Annotated in this window: 11 protein-coding genes and 1 pseudogene; 3 read left to right on the forward strand and 9 right to left on the reverse strand. The window is 55.1% G+C overall.

Annotated elements, in window-relative coordinates:
• The first annotated feature begins 63 nt into the window (after positions 1 to 63).
• Positions 64 to 11,739 (forward strand): type I polyketide synthase, encoded by an 11,676-nt coding sequence (locus tag DPO_RS17285; protein ID WP_006965524.1) that lies wholly within the window; start codon positions 64 to 66, stop codon positions 11,737 to 11,739.
• 136 nt (positions 11,740 to 11,875) lie between these two features.
• Here the strand turns inward: DPO_RS17285 and DPO_RS17290 are convergent, their stop codons facing one another.
• Positions 11,876 to 13,084, reverse strand: coding sequence for an amidohydrolase family protein (locus tag DPO_RS17290; RefSeq protein ID WP_006965526.1), 1,209 nt, complete (start codon positions 13,082 to 13,084; stop codon positions 11,876 to 11,878).
• Between the two features lie 171 nt (positions 13,085 to 13,255).
• Here DPO_RS17290 and DPO_RS17295 point away from each other — a divergent pair, with 171 nt between their 5' ends.
• Both DPO_RS17295 and DPO_RS17300 read left to right on the forward strand, forming a co-directional pair.
• Positions 13,256 to 14,239, forward strand: coding sequence for a calcium/sodium antiporter (locus DPO_RS17295; RefSeq protein ID WP_006965528.1), 984 nt, complete (start codon positions 13,256 to 13,258; stop codon positions 14,237 to 14,239).
• 75 nt (positions 14,240 to 14,314) lie between these two features.
• Positions 14,315 to 14,905 carry a hypothetical protein gene (locus DPO_RS17300; protein ID WP_006965530.1) on the forward strand — a complete coding sequence of 197 codons (591 nt, stop codon included), beginning with the start codon at positions 14,315 to 14,317 and terminating at the stop codon, positions 14,903 to 14,905.
• 33 nt (positions 14,906 to 14,938) lie between these two features.
• Here DPO_RS17300 and DPO_RS17305 read toward each other — a convergent pair whose 3' ends face one another.
• From DPO_RS17305 to DPO_RS17340, 8 genes and pseudogenes are all read right to left on the reverse strand, one after another.
• On the reverse strand, positions 14,939 to 15,361 hold the full coding sequence (locus tag DPO_RS17305; RefSeq protein WP_006965532.1) for a type II toxin-antitoxin system VapC family toxin: 423 nt from the start codon (positions 15,359 to 15,361) through the stop codon (positions 14,939 to 14,941).
• Positions 15,358 to 15,615: a FitA-like ribbon-helix-helix domain-containing protein gene (locus DPO_RS17310; protein WP_006965534.1), complete on the reverse strand. Its 258-nt coding sequence runs from the start codon at positions 15,613 to 15,615 to the stop codon at positions 15,358 to 15,360. The genes DPO_RS17305 and DPO_RS17310 overlap by 4 nt, the downstream gene beginning before the upstream one ends.
• Positions 15,616 to 15,713: 98 nt before the next feature.
• A pseudogene (locus DPO_RS17315) lies at positions 15,714 to 17,029 on the reverse strand (glycerate kinase type-2 family protein).
• 76 nt (positions 17,030 to 17,105) lie between these two features.
• On the reverse strand, positions 17,106 to 17,663 hold the full coding sequence (locus tag DPO_RS17320) for a cupin domain-containing protein (RefSeq protein WP_006965538.1): 558 nt from the start codon (positions 17,661 to 17,663) through the stop codon (positions 17,106 to 17,108).
• 28 nt (positions 17,664 to 17,691) lie between these two features.
• Complete coding sequence (locus DPO_RS17325) at positions 17,692 to 18,078, reverse strand: uroporphyrinogen decarboxylase family protein (protein WP_083912068.1); 387 nt, start codon at positions 18,076 to 18,078, stop codon at positions 17,692 to 17,694.
• A complete protein-coding gene (locus DPO_RS17330) occupies positions 18,002 to 18,835 on the reverse strand; it encodes a uroporphyrinogen decarboxylase/cobalamine-independent methonine synthase family protein (protein WP_006967541.1) in 834 nt (277 codons plus the stop codon). Before DPO_RS17330 ends, DPO_RS17325 begins: the two co-directional genes overlap by 77 nt.
• 33 nt (positions 18,836 to 18,868) lie before the next feature.
• Complete coding sequence (locus tag DPO_RS17335) at positions 18,869 to 20,152, reverse strand: TRAP transporter large permease (protein ID WP_006965541.1); 1,284 nt, start codon at positions 20,150 to 20,152, stop codon at positions 18,869 to 18,871.
• A complete protein-coding gene (locus DPO_RS17340; RefSeq protein WP_006965542.1) occupies positions 20,149 to 20,664 on the reverse strand; it encodes a TRAP transporter small permease in 516 nt (171 codons plus the stop codon). Before DPO_RS17340 ends, DPO_RS17335 begins: the two co-directional genes overlap by 4 nt.
• Positions 20,665 to 20,672: the final 8 nt, after the last annotated feature.

Genomic DNA, 20,672 nt, shown 5'->3' on the forward strand with positions numbered 1-20,672 from the left:
GTTTTTTGCTCCTGTTGCTAGAAGACAGGGGCCAAACGCTAAAATTTCCAATGGAGAGTTCCCATGATAACACGCATTTTGCACTCCCGGCTGCCGCTGATGATCTATACCCCGGTCAAGGTGTTTGACCTTGCTTATTTTCACGCTGTTTATGCGGCGGGGGCTTTGCCCGTGTTTGACACTGAATTTCTGGACAGCAAAGAGATCCTGCAAAAGATCCTTCAGTTGTCCAAAGAAAATATTGTTTTCGGTATCCGGCTGGCATCATTGGATTTGCCGGTGCTGGAAGCGTTGGAAAACCAGCCGGTATCCAACCTGGACCTGGTGGTGATGCCCGTATCTAAAACAGGTGACACCCTTGAAAAGCCGAATTTAGGCGACACCCGGGTGTTGCTGGAGATCAAGGATATCGGCCTGACCGCCCGGATTGACCAAGCCGATCCCCATGGCCTGATCCTCAAGGGCAACGAAGCCGCCGGACAGGTATCCAAATACTCTTCTTTCATTCTCATGCAGTGGTACCTGAAACACCAGAACCGGCCCGTGTTTGTTCACGGCGGGGTGGGACAGTACACAGGTGCGGGCATGCTGGCCGCCGGGGTGTCCGGTTTTGTCATGGATACCCAGGTGCTGCTGGCAGACGAAGCGCCGGTGTCCCCGGCCTTTAAAAATCTGCTGGCCATGGTGGAGGAGGGCGATTCCACGGAGATCAGCATCCAGGACAAACAGGTGTTCCGGGTATTTGCCAAACTGGGCACTAAAGTGGTCAGGGACCTGAAACAGGAAGCCGTGGTGCTGGGAGAACAGGCAGATGGAGAACAGCAGCTGTATGCAAAAATAGCCTCTCAGGTCATCGCATTGAACGACACCCAAGCCCCGTTTGTCCAGTCGCTGTTCTTCATGGGCCAAGACGGGCTGTTTGCCCGGCATATGGCAAAAAAATCCCATAAACTGTCTGAGATGATCCATGATTTTTTTGTCACGCTGGGCCAGGTGCTCGACTGTGTGGATGCGTTTGATCCCGTGAAAGAAAACTCACCGTTCGCCCGGAACCAGAACACGCGCCTGCCGTTGATCCAGGGGCCCATGGCCAATATATCCGACAACCCGGAATTTGCGGCACAGGTGCTGGATGCCGGGGCCCTGCCGTTTTTTGCCGTGGGATCTTTGCCCGCGTCTCTGGCCGATGAGATGCTGTCTAAAGGAAAGAAAAAAGTGTCTAACTGCGGGGCCGGCCTGGTGGGGATTGAAGCGTTCAATCCCAATGTGCACAAGCATCTGGACATGGTCAAAAAATACAAGATTCCCTTTGCCCTGTTTGCCGGGGGCATTCCCTCCCAGGTGCGGGACCTGGAGGCGGCCGGCACCCAAACCTATCTGCACACCCCGTCCGTGCCCATGATGGAAAATGCATTGAAAAGCGGATGCGTCCGGTTCATTTTCGAAGGCGGGGAAGCCGGGGGGCATGTGGGGTTTCTGTCTTCTCTGGTGCTGTGGGAAGGGGCTATTGAAACCCTGGTGAGCCGGAATCAGGATTTGTCAAAAATCTCGCTGGTGTTTGCCGGCGGCATCTCCACCTGTTTTGCCTCGTTTTTCATCTCCGGCATGACCTCGTTTCTGGCCCAAAAAGGCGCTGCCATCGGCTTGCAGGTGGGCACGGCCTATCTGTTTTCCCAGGAGATCGTAAAAACCCGGAGTGTCACCAAACAATACCAGGATATCATCATTGAAAAAGATGAGACCGTGGTGATCGGCAAAAGTCTGGGCCTGGCTTCCCGCACGGCGCCTACGCCGTTTGCAAAAAGAATGAAAGAACTGGAAGACACCATGATCCTGGACAAGGTCGGCCTGGATGAACGCAAGCGGGCCTTTGAAAAGAAAAACATCGGGTCTTTGCTGATCGGCGCCAAAGGGTTTATGCCGGATTTTAAACGGCCCGGAGAGCAGTACTACACCTGGTTCAAGGATGAGGAACACCGGGAAAAAGGCAATTTTCTGGTGGGAGACAGCCTGGCGTTCTTTAAAAAAGATGTCACCATTCAACAGATCCATGATACCTATTTTACGGCCAAATCCCGATTGTTTCATCACCTGAACCAGCTGGAGGTCCTTTTCAGCCCGAAAAACCGGATCAACGACGAGATTGCCGTGGTGGGCATGGGATGTACCCTGCCGGGTGCCGACACCCCGGATGCCCTGTGGGACAATATCCTGGGAAAAAAATACGCCATCAAACCCATGCCGGATCACCGGTTTGATAAAGATCTGTATTACAGTCCGGACCGAACTGCCGAAGACAGAACCTACACCATTCTGGCCGGAGTGGTGGATGATTTTCAATTTGATCATGAACGGTTCGGGTATGCCCCGGACAAGGCCAAACGGTTGTCCCGGAGCCAGCAGATGGTGCTGCAGACCGCTTACAAAGCCGTGGAAAATGCCGGCCTTGTGGATGACAAGGATCAGTTGATCTGTGAAGATCCCCAGAGAACCGCCGTGATCATCGCCACCTGCCTGTCCAATGAGCTGGGCAACACATTGCAGCTCAAATACTGGTTTCCCCAGATTCTGTCCATGATGGAAAAAACCGAGGCCTGGTCCGCGCTGTCCGAAGATGAAAAAAACAGTATTCGAGAAAACCTTCAATCACAACTGGAAGGGGAACATAAAGGGTATGACCCGGTGCACGGGATTCTTTTAAACATCGAGGCGTCCCGCATCGCCCGGCACTTAGGGGTCCGGGGGGCCAACTATATTGTGGATGCGGCCTGCGCCTCGTCCATCACGGCCCTGGAAGCGGGCATCGGCGAGCTGCTCTCCGGTGAGCATGACCAGGTGATCGTGGGCGGGGTCAACACCCATCTGGCCCCGGAATCCTTTATCGGGTTCGCCAAAATGGGGACCTTGTCAGCCAGGGGATCCTATCCTTTTGATCAGCGGGCCGACGGGTTTGTGCTGGGAGAAGGGTCTGTGGTGTTTGTGCTCAAGCGCATGAAAGACGCCATCCGGGACAACGACCGGATCATAGGAGTGGTCAACGGGATCGGGGCCTCTTCCGACGGCCGGGGCAAGTCCATTGCCGCCCCCAACCCCCGGGGCCAGGTATTGAGCGTTCAGCGCTGCTTTGAACACACCCGGCCGGAGATCACCCCGGAACAGATCGGATTCATCGAAGCCCACGGCACCTCCACCACCATCGGGGATGCCGCGGAGCTGGAAACCCTGAATTCCTGGTACAAAGACAGTTACGCAGGCATTTCCTCCATCAAGTCCCAGATCGGGCATCTGCTGGGGGCGGCGGGATCCGCCGGGCTGATCAAGGCGCTTTTGGCGGTGAACAAGGGCATGCTGCCCCCCAACGGGCAGTTTGAAACCCTGTCTAAAAACCATGATCTGTCAAATTCTTCGCTTTTTATCGTCAAAGATCCGGAAGAATGGCAGCGCCCGGAAAACGCGCCCCGGAGAGCAGCCGTATCTTCCTATGGGTTCGGCGGCATCAACTACCATGTGGTGGTGCAGGAGATGGTTGACTCATATCTGCCCCTTTCCCGGGATATGTTTTCAAACCCGGCCCATGATTTCAATGATGACCGCATCGTGGTGGCCGGACTGGGCGTGTTTCTGCCCGGTGCGACAAACACACAGATGTTCTGGGAAAAACTGAGCAGCGGCGAAAAACAGGTCACCCCGCTGGGGGAGGATCATTTTGACACAAAAGCCTATGCCGCGTTTCCTGAAAATTCCATTTATCACCTGCCTGAAGTCAAGGCCGGGGTGGTCAAAGATTTTAAATTCAACAATCTCAAGTACCGGATGCCCCCCACCATGGTAAAATCCATTGAGCGGGCCCAGATTTTCGGACTGGAAGCCGCAGATCAGGCCCTGGCATCGTCCGGTCTGTCGTCCGTGGACGGCGGGCCGGCCAGAACCGGGGTCATCTTAGGCACCATTGCCGGGGAGCGCCAGAGCAAGAACATCATCCGGGTGAGAAAACAGGTCATTGCCAATGCCGTGACAAACGCCGAAGGCGTGGACAAATCCCGGGCAAAGGCCGTGGCCGACGATCTGCTGGCCGTGATCCGGAACACCATTCCGGAAAACAATGAAGACACCACGCCGGGCCTGCTGTCCAACATTATTTCCGGACGTATTGCCAACCATTTCGGGCTCAACGGGGCCAACTACGTGGTCGACGCCTCCTGCGCCTCAGCCACCATTGCCATCCGGAACGCGGCCCGGATGCTCAAGCACAGGGATCTGGATTTTGTCCTGGCCGGCGGGGTGGACTGCAACCTTTACCCGGCCGTGCTCATGGCGTTCAAACGCTTAGGGCTTTTGTCCGGAACAAACGGATACTTTTTTGACAGCCGGGCCCAGGGGTATGTGATGGGAGAAGGGGCCGCCATCCATGTGCTGACCACCCTGAAAAAAGCCCGGGAAGCGGGCATGACGATTTTAGGCGAGATTCATGACTGCACCGTGCGCTCGTCCGTGCCCGATCATCTGCTGGCCCCGTCGGAGCAGACCTTTAAATCCGTGATCAACGAGGCCTACCAGCGGTCCGGCATCCGCAAGTCAGACATCAACCACCTGGATCTGTTCGCGTTTTCCAATGTGTTCGGGGACATGGTCGAGCAGCAGGTGATCCAGGCCAGCTTTTCCCATAAAATGCACTGCGGCAATATCAAACCCCAGTTCGGGTATTTCAAGGCGGCCAATCCGGCCGTGGCCATGGCCAAGCTCATGCTCATGAACCAGAAAGGCCAGATTCTGCCGGATTTCAATTATGATGCGGATCATTCCACGCTGAACCACAGCAAGGTATTGACCCCCGCCACAAAGCCGGTTGACAGAAAACCGGGACAGCCCCTGCGGTTTGCCGCCAATGTCAACGGCATCGGCGGCAATCACGCCCATCTGATCATGGGCACCCTGCCCCGGGTTCTGGATCTGAAAGACGCGGCCCCGGACCAGCCCGTGATCGAAGCGGAATACCGCCATGTGTCCGGCGATGACCTGGTGGTGACGGACACAGCCTATTCTGCGGGCCCCGGCGGCAAAAAACTGCGCATGGTGGCGCTGCTGTCCGGCCAGGGAGCCCAGCGGCCGGGCATGATGAAACAGCTGTATGAAGCGGACGCCCATGTTCGAAAAGTGCTGGACAAAGGGGATGCCGTCTTTTTTGACGTGCGGGGATATTCCATCCTGGACATGATGTTCGGGGACGACCCGGCCCTGAATTCCACCCAGAACACCCAGCCGGCCGTGTTTCTGTCTTCAGCCGCCATCTGTTCCCGCCTGGCGAAAGAAGGGTTTACCCCGGACTATTTCATCGGCCATTCCGTGGGGGAATACACGGCATTGTTCTGTTCGGGCATGCTGGGGTTTGAAGATGCCTTGCGCCTGATCATCAAGCGCTCGGATCTCATGTACGAGAGCACCCTGAAGCAGCCGGGAAAAATCATGGTGGTGTTTAAAAATGAAAAAGACACACAAGCATTGCTGCGCCAATCTTTTATCTCCGATATTTATATCACCAACAAAAACAGTGAAAAACAGACGGCCGTGTCCGGCAAAGCCGAAGCCATCGACAATTTCTGTACCTTTTTGTCCCAGCAGGAAGTGTCGTACAAGAAGCTCAATCTCACAGGGGCGTTTCACACCCCGCTGCTTCAGCCGGCTGCCGATGAACTGAGAACGTTCCTGGATACCCTGACCTTTAACAAGACCCGGTTCAACCGGATCATCTCCAACACCCTGGCCCAACCCTATCCGGAAAGTGAAAAAGAGGTCAAGGATCTTCTGGCCCGGCAGATCGTGTCCCCGGTGGAGTTCATCCGGTCCGTGGAAAACGTGTATGTGTCCGGCCGGACCCATTTTATCGAGATCGGGCCTTCCCGGCTCCTGGTAAACCTGCTCAAACACATCAACATCGGAGACTACGGCACGGCCGTGTCCGTGGATACCCGGCAGGGGGAAGTGGAAGCGTTTGAAGCCTGCCGGAAATACCTGATTGACTGCAACAGCCTGTTTGAACATCCGCCTGAAGGCCTGCCCTCGCTGCCGGCAAAACCGGATGAACAGACAAATGAACCTGTTTTGGAGGAGGCCCTGCCCCGGATGAACCTGTCCCATGATTTTGAACAATTCAAGGAAGAAAACAAGGAACAGCTGGACCAGATCCTGTATCAGGAGTTTGAACGCCAGAAACGCGAGGCGGCCATTCATGCCATGGACCGGTTTGATTTCAACACCGGCCGGATCCTGATCTCAGGCGTGTCCGTGGGCCTGCCCGGCAAGGGCCGGCGGGTGTTTGCCACGGACAATTTCAATGCCATCCTCAACGGGGAAAATTTTATTGAACCTTTGTCCCTGGAAGCCCAGGAGCGAATCACGGACAAGAACATCACCAAACTGTACAAACAGCCGGACGGCAATGCCCGGTTCGTTCAGATCACCCGCACCGAGGATGTGATCCATCTGGCCGGCCAGCTGGGATATTTTGATCTGACCGATGAATACGGCATCAAGGAACAGTATGATGTGGCCATGTCTCTGGGCATTGCCGCAGGCATCGAAGCCCTCAAAGACGCGCATATTCCTCTGGTGATGCAGTACAAGAAAATGAAGGGCGGCCGAAGCATGGTGCCGGAAGGATTTGCCCTGCCGTTAGAGATGCAGGAAGATACCGGGGTGATCATCACTTCGTTGTGGCCCAGCGGCGAAACCCTGATGGCGGAACTGGAAAAATACTTTTATGAGCGGTTTTTTCTCCGGCCCCATGAAGAATTTGAAAAGATCTACTATTTTCTGATGGAGCGCATCAAGGAGATCGACATCAAAGAATCGCTCACGGAATGGTTCTTCAAGTCCAAGGCCAGAAAACGCAAAGATTTTTCCGCCTATACCTTTGACAGAAATTTTCTGGCCAATGCCTGCCCCCTGGGATCGGCCCACCTGGCCAAGATCATCAAGGCCAAAGGCCCCAACACCCTAGTGTCGTCCGCGTGTGCTTCCACCACCCTGGCCATCGGTATTGCCGAGGACTGGATCCGCACGGGCCGGTGCAAGCGGGTGCTGGTGGTGGGCGGTGAAAACGCCACGTCTGCGCTGCAGAACCAGTGGGTAGGATCGGGATTTCTGGCTTTAGGCGCCGCCACCATTAAAAAACGGGTGTCTGAAGCAGCCAAACCCTTTGATGAGGACCGCAACGGCACCATCCTGGGGGCCGGGGCCGTGGGCCTGGTGATCGAAGATGAAACAGAAGTGTCAAAACGGGGCATGAACGGCCAGTGCGAGATCCTGGGCACGCACATCGCCAACTCCGCGTACCATACGTACAATATCGATGTGCCCCACATGTCAAAAGAGATGACCAAATTTATCAACAAGGTGGAAAAACGCACCGGACTGAGAAAAAAGGACTATGCCGGCAAACTGTTGTTCATGTCCCATGAAACCTATACCCCGGCAAGAGGCGGCAGTGCCGATGCCGAGGTCACAGCCCTGGAATCCGCCTTTTCCAGTCATCTCAGTGAGATCTGCATCTCCAACACCAAGGGATTTACCGGGCATACCCTGGGCGCCGCCATTGAGGACGTGGTCCTGGTCAAGGCGTTGCAGCAGCGCAAGGCCCCGCCCATTGCCAATTTGAGCAAAATACCGGCCCACTTCAAAAAACTCAATTTTTCCGGCCAGGCACAGATCAACAGTGAATACGGCCTGCATCTGTCTGCGGGATTCGGATCCCATTTTGCGTTCATGTTTGTCAAACGCATCCAGGAAAACAAGGTGGAAGGCAACCTGGCCTATCACCGGTGGCTGCGCAGCATTTCCGGGGTCCAGAAACCGGAATTGAAACTCATTGATAATACCTTGTGCGTGGTGGCCGGTGATCCGGCGGCCCCGGCAGTGGCACCGGAGACCCGGCCTCAGAAAGTGACGACAAAACAGCCGGCCGCGCGGGCCGCAGCCCCGAAAGCCGTTTCCCGGGTTCCTGCAGCCGGCGCTTCAGGTGCAGCAGCCACATCGGATAGACCGGCTGTAAACGCGGCTTCCGGGCCGGACAAAGGCCAGGCAACAGAAAAGATCCAGCAGATCATAGCCGCCCAGACCGGTTACACCCCGGACATGCTGGAAGATGACCTGGATCTGGAAGCGGATCTGGGCATCGATACAGTCAAACAGGTGGAGATCTTCGGCAAGATTGCCACGGATTTCGGATTTGCCGTGCCCGATGATTTGCGGTTGCGGGATCTGAACACCATTGCAAAACTGGCGGACTATGTGGCGGCCCGGTCCGGTGCCGGTGCTTCTGGTGCGGCAGCATCCGGCCTTTCTCCGGATTCTGCTGCCCCGGGCAAATCACCGGGACAGGATACAGCCGTCGCTTCCCCGGCGCCCGCCCATACCATGGATTCGGGGGAACGCGTGGTAACCGGCACGGTGCCGCCGGATCAGGTTTCCGCCAAAGTCAAGGAGGTGATCGCGGCCCAGACCGGTTACACCCCGGATATGCTGGAAGATGACCTGGATCTGGAAGCGGATCTGGGTATCGATACGGTGAAGCAGGTGGAGATCTTCGGTAAGGTGGCATCCCATTTCGGATTTGCCGTACCCGATGATCTGCGGCTCAGAGATCTGAACACCATTGCCAGACTGACCGCGTATGTGGCCGATCGTACGGCCGGAACTGCAGCAGCATCGGGTTCAGATGGATCATCCCGGACCCAGGCTCAGGCTCAAGCCGGCGGAACGGCCCCGACATCCCATGACACAGACACCCCGATGCCGACCGCGGCCCATACCATGGATTCCGGCGAACGGGTGGTGACCCGGACCGGCGGCAATGATACGATCACCGTGGTCAAGGAGGTGATTGCGGTCCAGACCGGGTACACCCCGGACATGCTGGCGGATGATCTGGACCTGGAAGCGGATCTGGGGATTGATACGGTCAAACAGGTGGAGATCTTCGGCAAGGTGGCGTCCCGGTTCGGGTTTGCCGTGCCGGACGACCTGCGGCTCAGAGATCTGAACACCATTGAAAAGCTGGCCGCCTATATTCAGACAAAGATCCCGACAGCATCGGCCCCGGCGGAAGACCCCGTCCCGGCCACGGGATCGGCGGATCAGGTGCCAACCGGTAACATAGACGGTCCTGCCGCGCATGGGCCTGACAGCCCGACCCTGCATGGGGCAAATGCATCGGTTTCAGATGCCCCAGACGACCGGTTCCCGGACCCGGCCTCTCCTATCAAACGTCTGGTGGTGCGGGTGGATGAGGCTGACATGCCGAAACCCGGGCGTCCGGATTTTGCCGGGCAACGGCTCCTGGTGTCCCTGGATTCCCACGGGGTTGCCCAGGCCGTTATTGAGCGGATTCAATCCATGGGCGGTGAAGTCATCACCCTGGGCACTGAAAATGCGGATGTCACAGCGGATCTGTCCGATCTTGACGGATTCCAGGGCGCCATAAACGCCTTTGCACAGACGGATCCCGACATCACAGGCTATCTTCACCTGGCTTCCCTGGATGCCTGGTTTGACCGGAAAAACCGGGAATTCGCTTCAGACAAAGATCTGAACGCTACAATGAAATCCATGTTTGTGCTGCTTAAAACCCTGTATGACCAGCTGGACCGTCCGGACACGTTTATCGGCACCCTCACCTTTGATTCCGTGGTCTTTCCTTATATGGAAGACGGCGGGGATATTCATCCGCTGTTTGCCGGGTTGAGCGGTCTGCTCAAGACCGCCAACAAGGAGCTGGAAAACACCCGGGTCAAGGTGGTGGATTTTTCCTACAAGCAGCCCAAAAAGAGCCTGGCCCGGATTGCGGACCTGTTTCTGGCGGAACTGCTGTCCGACGATCCCCGGTGCGAGGTGGGATACAAGAACAAGAAACGGTATGTGCTGTCCATGCACCCGGAAACCGCCCGAAAGGATCAGCCTATTGTGTCGGACGGCGACACATTGCTGGTGACGGGCGGGGCCGGGGGCATCACCTATGAGATCCTTAAACAGGTGGTGGCGGATTATCAGGTCAACCTGGTAATCCTGGATATCAACGATATCTATGCCACAGACCCGGAGCTGCTGAAGCCCGATGCCACGCAAGCGGATCTGATGGGGCTTTTACGCAGCCAGATGCCCGGGGAGAAACCCGTGGCTGTGAAGAAGGCCCTGGACCGGCTTGTGCGGGTCAGACAATCCATTGCCAACATCGAGTATTTGAAATCTCAAGGGATTTCCGTGACCTATCACTGCACGGATGTCACCGATTATGAGGCCGTAAAGGCGGCGGTGGATCAATGTGACCGCATTGACGGGATCTTCCATGCTGCAGGCATGGAGATGAGTCAGTTCATCCCCAAAAAGGAGCGAAAGGCGTTTGAACTGGTGGTGGATGTCAAGGTCAAAGGCATGCGGAACCTGCTGGCAGCTGCCAGAGACCGGGAATACCGGTACATGTTCACTTTTTCATCGGTCACGGCCCGGTTCGGCAACCAGGGCCAGGTGGACTACACGGCTGCCAATGATTTTCTGGGCAAAGCCTTGTTCAGAGAAAAACAGATGAATCCGGACCGCACTTACAAAGTGTATGCCTGGACCGCCTGGGGCGGGGTGGGTATGGCCACCAACCCCACGGTGAAAAAGGTGCTGGAAGACCGGGGCATCCAGTTTCTGCCCATGGAACAGGGCGTGAAGTTCTTCATGGCTGACCTGCTGGATGCCACGGAATCGGAGATGGTGTTTTCCGGTCTGGATTATGACTTTGACATTGACGGTCTTTTGGGAACGCCGTCAGATCAGGCGTTTCCGTTTTTAGGCGATTTGACCCACAAGGCGGATGATACTGCGGTCTGGACCCGGGTCCTGGACCTGGAACATGACGTGTTTCTGCATGACCATACCATGGGGGATGTGCCGCTGTTTTTAGGATCCACGGGCATTGAAACCATGGCCGAGGCAGCCGCTGCCTTGGCCGGGGACGGGTCTGTGGTCACGAAAATGTCTGATTTTTCCATTCCCTATGGCATCAAGCTGCTCAAGGGGCGGCCCAAAGAGATCATCATCTCCGGAACCCTGCAGGCACCCGGTGAGTTTGCCTGTGGCATCACGTCAGTGTTCAAAACCCCCAACGGCAAAGTGATGGGGGACCCCAAACAGCATTACCAGGGGAATTTTTTCCTGGCAAAACAACGGCCGGCACCTGAAACCATGGATCTGCCGGAATTTTCTCCCGTGTCCTGGGAAGGGGACCTGGCCGATCTGGTGTATCATCCCAGCCGGTTGTTCATGTTCGGGCTGTTCGGCACCATCACGAATATCAATTCCTTTGATGGAAAAACCCTGATCACCACGGTGGCGGACCGGTCGGAGGCCCCGTTTTTCAAAGGGGTGGCTGATCCGAATTTCCAGGCCGCCCCGGTGCTGGTGGATGCCATGTTCCAGACCGGCGGACTGCTGGAATTTTTAACCACCTCCAGAACGGTTTTGCCCTTCCGCATTGCGGCCATGACCTTTTTTGCTCCCGTGGAAAAACACACGGACTACCTGTGCATTACCCGGAAAAAGGCATCCGGTGAAGAAACCAACACCTATGACCTTTTTCTGACGGATATGTCGGGCAAGGTGTTCATCAAAGTCACGGGATTTGAGATGGTCAAGCTCACCCGCCTGGCCCCGGAAGACCGGATTACCGATAAAGTGACCTTTGCCGAAACCGTGGTTTAGATCCGGAATGAGATAACTGAAAATATCAAAGGCCGTCTGTCTTCAGCAAACGGCCTTTGATATTTCATGTGTCAGGGGCCGTTAGAATTTTTTGAACATCGGTGCATGGTTTTCAGTTCCGATCAGATAAAAGGTATCATCGCCGGTCCCGGATGATCCGGCCTTCAGCCAGAATTACCCGCGGATATGCGCCTAAATGGAACGGGTCTTTGTCCCAGACAATCAGGCTGGCCAGACGGCCCGGGGCCACCGTGCCCAGGCAATGGTCGATGCCAAGGATTTCCGCGTTTTTTAACGTGATCAGACCGATGGCATCCGCCGGGGCCATGCCCTGGATCAGAAAATATTTGAGGCTGTCTCTCAGATGATGAGCCAGGATGATGGGATGGTCGCTCATCAGACCGAATTTGGCCCGGGATGCCATGAGCCGGGCCGTGTGCCGCCAGGATGCGTTTTTCAGCTCCACCTTGCCGTCTGAAGCCCCCAAAGGTCCGTACACCACGGGGATGCCGTGGTCGGCCAACGCATTGAAAATCCTTGAGTCACAAATGTCCAGGGCATGTTCCGCCGTGACTCTGATATTGAACTTTTTTTTCAGATCCATGAGAAACAGGGCGTCATCCGCCTTGTGCAGGTGCACTTTCAGAATTTTGTCTCCATTGAACAGCCGGAAGATCTCCCACTCGGATTCAGACAGGGCCAGATCATATTCCCGCTGGGCCCAGACCGCGCCTTTTTTCGGGCTGTCCGGCCGGGTCAGTTCATACAGGGCTTTTTCCTTTTTGATGCAGGCCTGCTCTTGTTTTCGAAAGATATCAGACAGATATTTTTTGAGCATGGCGGCGGCTCCCATGCGGGTACTGGGCCGGGGGCCTTTCCAGTGCGTGGACATCCGGGGATTGGACCCGAATGCCGCCTTGAATCCATAGTCGCTGACAACCGCATCAGATCGGTTTTCGGCAAAATTTTTGATGATCACGGCTTTGCCGCCGATAATGTTGCCGGACCCCGGCACCACACAGGAATACAGCACCCCGAAGTCCACGGCATCGGCAAAGGCCCGGTCATCGAAATAGATGCTGTCCAGGGGATTGTGCAGCGGCGCAAAAGGCGTGCTATGCTCGTCTGTTTCGGTTTCTAAGACCGGTTCCCCCTGGCGCTCCATGCCGATGTGGGAATGGGGGTCGATGAACGCCGGGGTGACGATGCCCCGGATGTCGCCGGGACAGGGTCTGTCCGTCACATCCACGATATGGCGGCCTTCCACCACCACGGTCATGTCTGTGTGCACAGACCGGCCGTCATACAGCTGGTCGGCCCGGATAACAAGGCGGTTGTTTTCCATGATCAGATCCTGTGATATCATTGGGTCAGTCCGAAAACCTGTTTTATTCATCAGATACCGTTATTGAACGCTAAATGCAAGACAGGCCGTATCAAATATTTTTGAAAACTTGATTTTATCCCGGTTGTATGACAGGTTGCCGTAAAACAGTGAAATAAAAGGAGCCGACAGATGGGGATGGCGGTTGTTGCGGTGATTGCAGGATTGATTCTTCTGGTGTGGAGTGCGGACCGGTTTGTGTCGGGTGCGGCGGCCACGGCCACTTATTTCGGCATGCCCCCGCTGCTCATCGGCATGGTGGTCGTGGGATTCGGCACTTCAGCGCCGGAAATGGTGGTATCGGCGCTGGCCGCCGTGCAGGGCAGTCCCGGAATTGCCCTGGGAAACGCCTATGGATCCAATATCGCCAATATCGCTTTGATTCTGGGCATCACGGCATTGATCAGTCCGGTCATGGTCCATTCCGCGGTATTGAAAAAAGAACTCCCGATTTTGACACTGATTACCGCAGGATCGGTATGGCTGGTGGCGGACCTGATGATTTCCCTGTCAGATGCAATGATACTGCTGGGGGTGTTCGCTGTTTTGATGGGCTGGACCATTGTGCAGGGAATCCGCCGGAAGACCGATCCTTTGGCCGAGCAGATGGAAGTCCGGGCCATGGATTCGGGCCTGTCCATCCGGCGGGCGGTTTTTCGGCTGATTCTGGGCCTGGTTCTCTTGATCTTAAGTTCCCGGATACTGGTATGGGGGGCTGTGGAACTGGCCCGGATGTTCCATGTCAGCGATATGATCATCGGGCTGACCATTGTCGCGGTGGGCACATCCCTGCCGGAACTGGCATCCTCCATTATTGCGGCCCGCCGGAACGAACATGATATCGCTCTGGGCAATGTGCTGGGATCCAATCTGTTTAATACCCTGGCTGTGGTGGGGATTGCCGGTGTCATTCATCCTTTCGGGGTGGATCCATCGGTTCTGTATCGGGATATGGCGGTGATGGGAGGGCTGACCCTGTCCCTTTTCATTATCGGATACGGGTTCAGGGGCCGGCCGGGGCGTATCAACCGGCTGGAAGGTGCCGGCCTGCTGGCCGTTTATCTGGGATACACGGCTTTTTTTGTCATTCCCTTGCTGACCGCCGGTCCGTCATGATCTGTATTTCTTGCAAAATGGCGGACAAAGGTATATAGAATTTTTTTTACAGCAAACCGAGTGCCGGGAGAATCCATGCATACCCCCCTTCATTACCAGGTGTCTGAATATGACTGTGTGCCCACGGCCCTGATCAATGCGGTGAGCTATCTGTTCAAGCGAAAACAGGTGCCGCCCATGGTGATCCGGCACATCTATCTGTACTGCCTGGATACCGTGGGCCGCAATGCCCGGTTCGGCATCGGGGGCACCAGCAAATACGCGGTCCGGCTGGTGGGCAACTGGCTGGAATCCTACCGCTTCAAAAATTTTGCCGTGCGCACCGTGTTTCTGGAAAAAGAGGGGGTCCGCCTGGACTCAGACGGGCCGATTCAGAACTGTCTGGATCAGGGCGGGGTGGTGCTGTGCAATATCCGGCTCACCCAAAAGGAAGAGCATTATATCATGATCACAAAGATTGCGGATGACTGGGTGCACGGGTTTGACTCCTATTTCCGCACCGCCATCAGAGGAATGAAAGGACATGTCAGCATCCTGGAATCAGGGGACGGTCGGTCTCCCAACCTGAAAATCAGACTGTCATGGCTGGATCAGCCGGACTGCCGGCGGTTCTGCCTGGGGCCTGTGGCCCAGCGGGAGGCCCTGCTCATGTGGCGGATGACCTGATATGTCACATAGATGCCGGCCAGAGATCGTTTTTTATAGTTCCCATGGATTGATGAATTTCAGTTTTTCAATTCCGATAAAATCTTTGACATTCCGTGTGGCCAAGGTCAGATCGGCAGTCAGGGCGATGGCTGCAATTTGTGCATCTTCTACACTTATCGGGCGCCCTTTTCGAGTCCTTTGTGAAACAATCAGTGCATAAACCTCAGCGGCTTCGCAATCAAATGGAAGGCAGCGCCTGGCAAAATCATTTTCAAACATCTGAGATGCCGCCCCCACCAGTGCCCGTTTCTTTTTTCCATCCGGCAAAAGCGCAAGGCCCAATAATATTTCGCCTAAAGTGACAGAACTGATCCAAATGTCGGTTTCGGGCTGATCATCAAGCCAGAAAACCACTTTAGAGTTGGGCAGGGGCCGCATCAATTCAGATACGATATTGGTATCCAAAAGGATCACAAGGGAGTTTCCAATTCAGATAATGTTGTATCACGCGGATAAGATCTTTGAGGCAGATGCAATTCAATACCACCCAATTCTGAAAACCGCCTGGCGATACGTGTGCCGATGCCTTTTGCGCATCGCTCTTCCAATAAATATTTCCTGAGAATCTGCCTGGCTTCTTCTTCCATTGATCGGTTATTTGCGGCAGCCACAATGCGTAATTTTACCTTAATGGATTCATCGATATTTCTTAACGTCAGACTGGCCATTTTAAAAATGCTCCCGGTTTTTTATTGGAATAAAAGATAATCATGCGTTCATTGTAATCAATGCATGCAAAGCCTGTCAATTGAAAAAATTGAGCGGTTTATCCGGAAACCAGCAGGATCTGCATATCCATGACATTGGTGCGGGTAGGGCCGGTGATCAGCAGATCATCCAGTGCCTTGAAAAAGGGGTAGGCGTTGTTTTCATTCAGATGCTTTTCTGCGGACAGCCCCAGGGCCTTTGCCCGGGACACCGTGTTTTCATCGGCAAAGGCCCCGGCGGCATCTGTGGGGCCGTCCGTGCCGTCTGTGCCCGCGGACAACAGCAGAATTTTTCTTCCCCGGCCAGGGCCAAGGCACCGGCCAGGGCCAGTTCCATGTTCCGGCCGCCTGAGCCATTCCCTTTGATGGTGACAGTGGTTTCACCGCCACACAGCAGACAGGCCGGGGGTTTTACCGGCCGGCCGAACCGCCGGACTTCCCGGGCAACGGCGCACAGCACTTTGGCGGCTTCTTTTGCCTCCCCCTGGATCATGGATGACAGCACCACCGGCGTGAACCCCTGATTTTCCGCTTCTATGGCCGCAGCACTCAGGGCATCGGACAGGCTGCCCACCACCTGGTTCGTAACCCGGGAAAAGATAGGATCACCGGGTTTGGGCGTGTCAGGAATTAGGCCGTCCATGCCGGACCGGATATGGCTCCGGACCGGTTCAGGCACGGAATCCCAGATCCCGTGGCGCTCAAGAATGGCCCGGCACTCCCTGAAGTGTCCGGTGTCTGGGGCGGTCATGCCGGAACCGATGATATCCAGGTCATCGCCGATCACATCGGACAGGATCAGCGACACCACCCGGGCCCCGTTGGCAGCCGCGCACAACTGCCCGCCCTTGATTGTTGACAGATGCTTGCGGATGGTGTTGATTTCGTGGATCGTGGCCCCGCACCCCAAAAGCTGCCGGGTGGTGTCCTGTTTGTCCGCTAAAGAGAGGCCGTCCGCCGGTGCCGGGGTCAAGGCCGATGCTCCGCCCGATATCAGGCAGACAATCAGGTCGTCCTTTCCTGCTTCCGATACCATGTCCAGCAGGGCTGATGCGCCGGCCACACCGGCTGAATCCGGCACCGGGTGCCCGGCCTCCAGCACCCGGCAGTGTTTCAGGGGCAGGCCGTGTCCGTATTTGGTGATCACCAACCCGTCGTGGATACGCGACCCCAGAATTTGTTCCACCTCACGGGCCATGGCTCCCGATGCCTTGCCGGCCCCGGCCACATAAATATGCCGGATCTGATCCAGGTCCAGGTCAATTCCCCCGATCCACAGCCGGCCGTCGGAAAGATTTAAATGCCTTGCCACACAGACTTCGGGCATCACCGCTCGAATCCCGGCGTCAAATATGGCTTTTGAAATTTTTCTCATTGGATTTTCAACATATTATCGTTTTGGCTTCGTCATCGGAAATTTCCGGTAATTGAATAATTTCAAGCGTTGGAGATCAGAATTTAGGGGGTGAAATAATCAGATAGAACCGGCACGGTTCATCCTGGATGTTTTGCAGTTTGTGGGGCACAGAACTGTCAAAATAAAGGCTTTCTCCGGCTGCCAGATCGATGGTTTCATTTTCGTACACCACCTGCATGCTGCCTTCCAGGACAATCAGGCATTCTTCACCGTCATGGGGCAGCAGGTCAGCGCTGGTGGCGCCCCCTTTTTCCAAAACACCGATATGGATGCCCATTTTTTTTTCCTGGTCAGAATGAATGATCTGATAAATCAGGCCGTCATTGGGAAAAACCGCCAGCCGGGACTCGTTCACTTTTACTTTTTTATGGGCCGGGGCAGAATAATCAAGAACCAGGAAAAACAAAGGTACCTCTAAACAAATGGCGATTTTTCTCAATGTTGACAGGGATGGATCCACTTTGGCGGATTCAATTTGGCTGAGCATGCTGGGAGAAATTCCTGCCTTGCCCGCCAGTTTTCTCAGAGACCAGCCTTTTTTCTCCCTGTATTGCTTGATTCGTTTTCCCTCTATCACCTGAACTGTCTCCATAGAGTTTGCCGCCTGAGTGTTCCAGTGGTCATATCAGCGGGTATCGGCCCAGTTTTCTGGCAGTGTCATACAAAGCCAGGACATTGTCTTCCGGAACATCCGCCTGGATGTTGTGCACCGAGCATATCACCAGTCCGCCGCCTGATCCAGCATTTTTAATCAGATGGGCCACTTCGTTTTCCACATCTTTGACCGTGCCGGACGGCAGCACCTGCTGGGAATCAATCCCACCCCAGAACACGAGCCGTTTGCCATACCGTTTTTTAAGGGATGCCGCATCCATGCCATGGGCCCGGACCTGGACCGGATTGAGGATATCAACCCCCACATCGATGAAGTCATCCAGAAGACTGGACACTGCGCCGCAGGAATGCCAGAAAACTTTTGCATCGGTTCTCTGCTTGATGAACCGGATGAGTTTTTTCCTGGCGGGGCTTGATAAATTCCCGGTATGTGGCCGGTGACATCAGCGTGGTCTTCTGGCCGGCCAGATCACCGCCCTGAATGATCACATCCAGGTATTGGCCGCACACCCTGAGTACATTATCCAACAATCGCATGTGTAAAGACAGGGTCTTGTCCAGCAGCGCGTGAACAAATTCTTTGTTTGCCACCATATCCATGTAAAATCGGTCCATGGCCCGCAGTTTCCAGGCTCGTTCAAACCAGGTCTCCCAGGCAAAACTTCCCACCACACCGTATTCTCCTGCTTCAGCGAGTTGTCTGGCCTGTTCTTCTACCCCGTTAAGATATCCGGGATCATCCGGGTCCGGCCAGGTATGAGATGCCAGATCATCCACTGTGGCATTTCTCAGGGGGCTGTCAACCAGATTGTAATAAAGCGAATCCTCGGGCATGAGAAACCCGCATCCCCATTCATCCGTGACATACAGGCCTTTTTCCGTCCTTTGTGGTTCAAACCGCCAGAATTCGGAATCGCCAAGGTGAACATACCGGGTGTCCACTCCGAGCCGCTCCAGCACGTCTTCATCCGGTTTCACATTCTGCCGCAGCCAGTCAAATGCGACGGCTGTCCGCTGGATGCCCAGTTTTTTGAGCAGCCGGTCGTAGGTTTTGACACTGATGGTGGTCACCCACCCCCCCAGGTCCAGCGGTACACGGTCCGGTTCTTCATGGTTTATGGCGGCGGTGAATCGTTCTTTACTGTTCATTTTTACTCCTTGGAAAAATAGGATGCCCTGTGCCTATCCAAATACAATTTCCGGCAGCCACAGGACCAGCTGCGGAAAAAATGTGATCAATGTCAGCGAGATCAACAGTGGAATCAGAAACGGGGTCACTGCTTTCATAACCTGGCTCACACTCAGGCCGGATAAATCACTGAGCACATACAGGCCCACCCCGAACGGCGGGGTCAGAAACCCGATGCACACATTGAGTACTTCCACCACGCCCCAATGCACCAGATCGATCTGAAAAGCGGTCAGCACAGGCAGTATCATGGGGGTGAACACCAGAATGATGGCGCAGATATCAAAAAAACATCCGGCAACCAGAAACACCAGGTTCAGGATGATCAGCACCACCCATTGCTGGTCCGTGGTGGCCATAATAAAATCCCGGATAAGGGCCGGGATATTTTCCATGGTGACAATCCACCCGAACACCGAGGCCGCTCCCATGATGACCAGTATCAGAGCGGAGGTCACAGCCGAACCCACCATCATTTTCAACATGTCTTTCAATTGCAGGGTGCGGTAGACGAAAAAAGAGATGACAAAGGCATACACCACCGCCACAACTGCGGCTTCCGTAGGAGTGAAGATGCCGGTGACAATTCCTCCCAGAATGATCACCGGGGTCATTAAGGCCCAGACGGACCGCCTGAAACTTTTCCAGATTTCCGCCCAGGGAGCCCGGTTTGCATCGTAAGGATATTTGCGGCGGACTGCATAAAAATAGATGGTGACCATGATGGCGAGTCCCATGACCATTCCGGGGATGGCCCCGCCCACAAACAACCGGCCCACTGATTGCTCGGCGATCATTGCATACAGGATCATCTGGATGCTAGGGGGCATGATGGGACCGATAATAGAGCTGGCACCGGTCACGGCCACGGCAAAGGATTTGTCATACCCTGCCTTGGTCATCATGGGGATTTCAATCTTGCCCAGACCGGCGGTATCCGCGGTGATGGAACCACTCATGCCTGCAAAAATCATGGACGCCACCACATTGACATGGCCCATAGACCCTCGGATATGGCCCACCAGCGAACGAGACAGATTAAACATCTCTTCAGTGATCCGGCCGGAGTTCATGATATCCGCCGCCAGGATATACAGGGGCAGTGACAGCAGTGGAAAAATCTGCAGACTGCCCAGCATCCGATGGGCCAGTATGATCATGGGGATCTCTTTGAGGAATGTCACATAGAAAAGGCAGGATAAAAGCAGAGAAAACACCACCGGCACCCGCAGGGCCATCAGAATCATTAAAACCGAGATCAAAATGATGGCATTCATAAGACACAGCCCCGGTCCTGGTCCGCTGTTTCAGGAAAGGCGGTCTTGTTTTTCAACAGGGCAATCAGGTGCAGTATTTGGTAATACAGCATGATAACAAACCCGCAGATCATGGCCCAACCGAACCAGGATTCCTTTATCCGCAGTGCCGGGGTGGTGGCATGGGCCAGCCGGCCGGTAAGCTGCCAGCTCTGGTAGATCATGATACACAGCATGAGGATAACCAGTACGCCGGACAGGATTTTCATGAACCGGCCCACGGGGGCAGGGCAGATATCGCTGAACAGGGTGATGCACACGTTTTTGTCCTGACGCATCAGGATAGCCCCGCCCAGAAAGGTCATCCAGATCAGTCCCATCACCGCCACCTCTTCAGACCAGAACAGCGGGGCATTGAAGACATACCGCATGATCACTCCCACAAACAGAATGGCAACAACGGCGCCCATGATCAACCCGATGGCCCAATCCAGCAGCCCTGCCAGTTTCCGGTTCAACCCCTGTAAACCCATGATACCTC

Source organism: Desulfotignum phosphitoxidans DSM 13687 (assembly GCF_000350545.1).
In the GTDB taxonomy this organism is placed as follows: Bacteria; Desulfobacterota; Desulfobacteria; order Desulfobacterales; family Desulfobacteraceae; genus Desulfotignum; species Desulfotignum phosphitoxidans.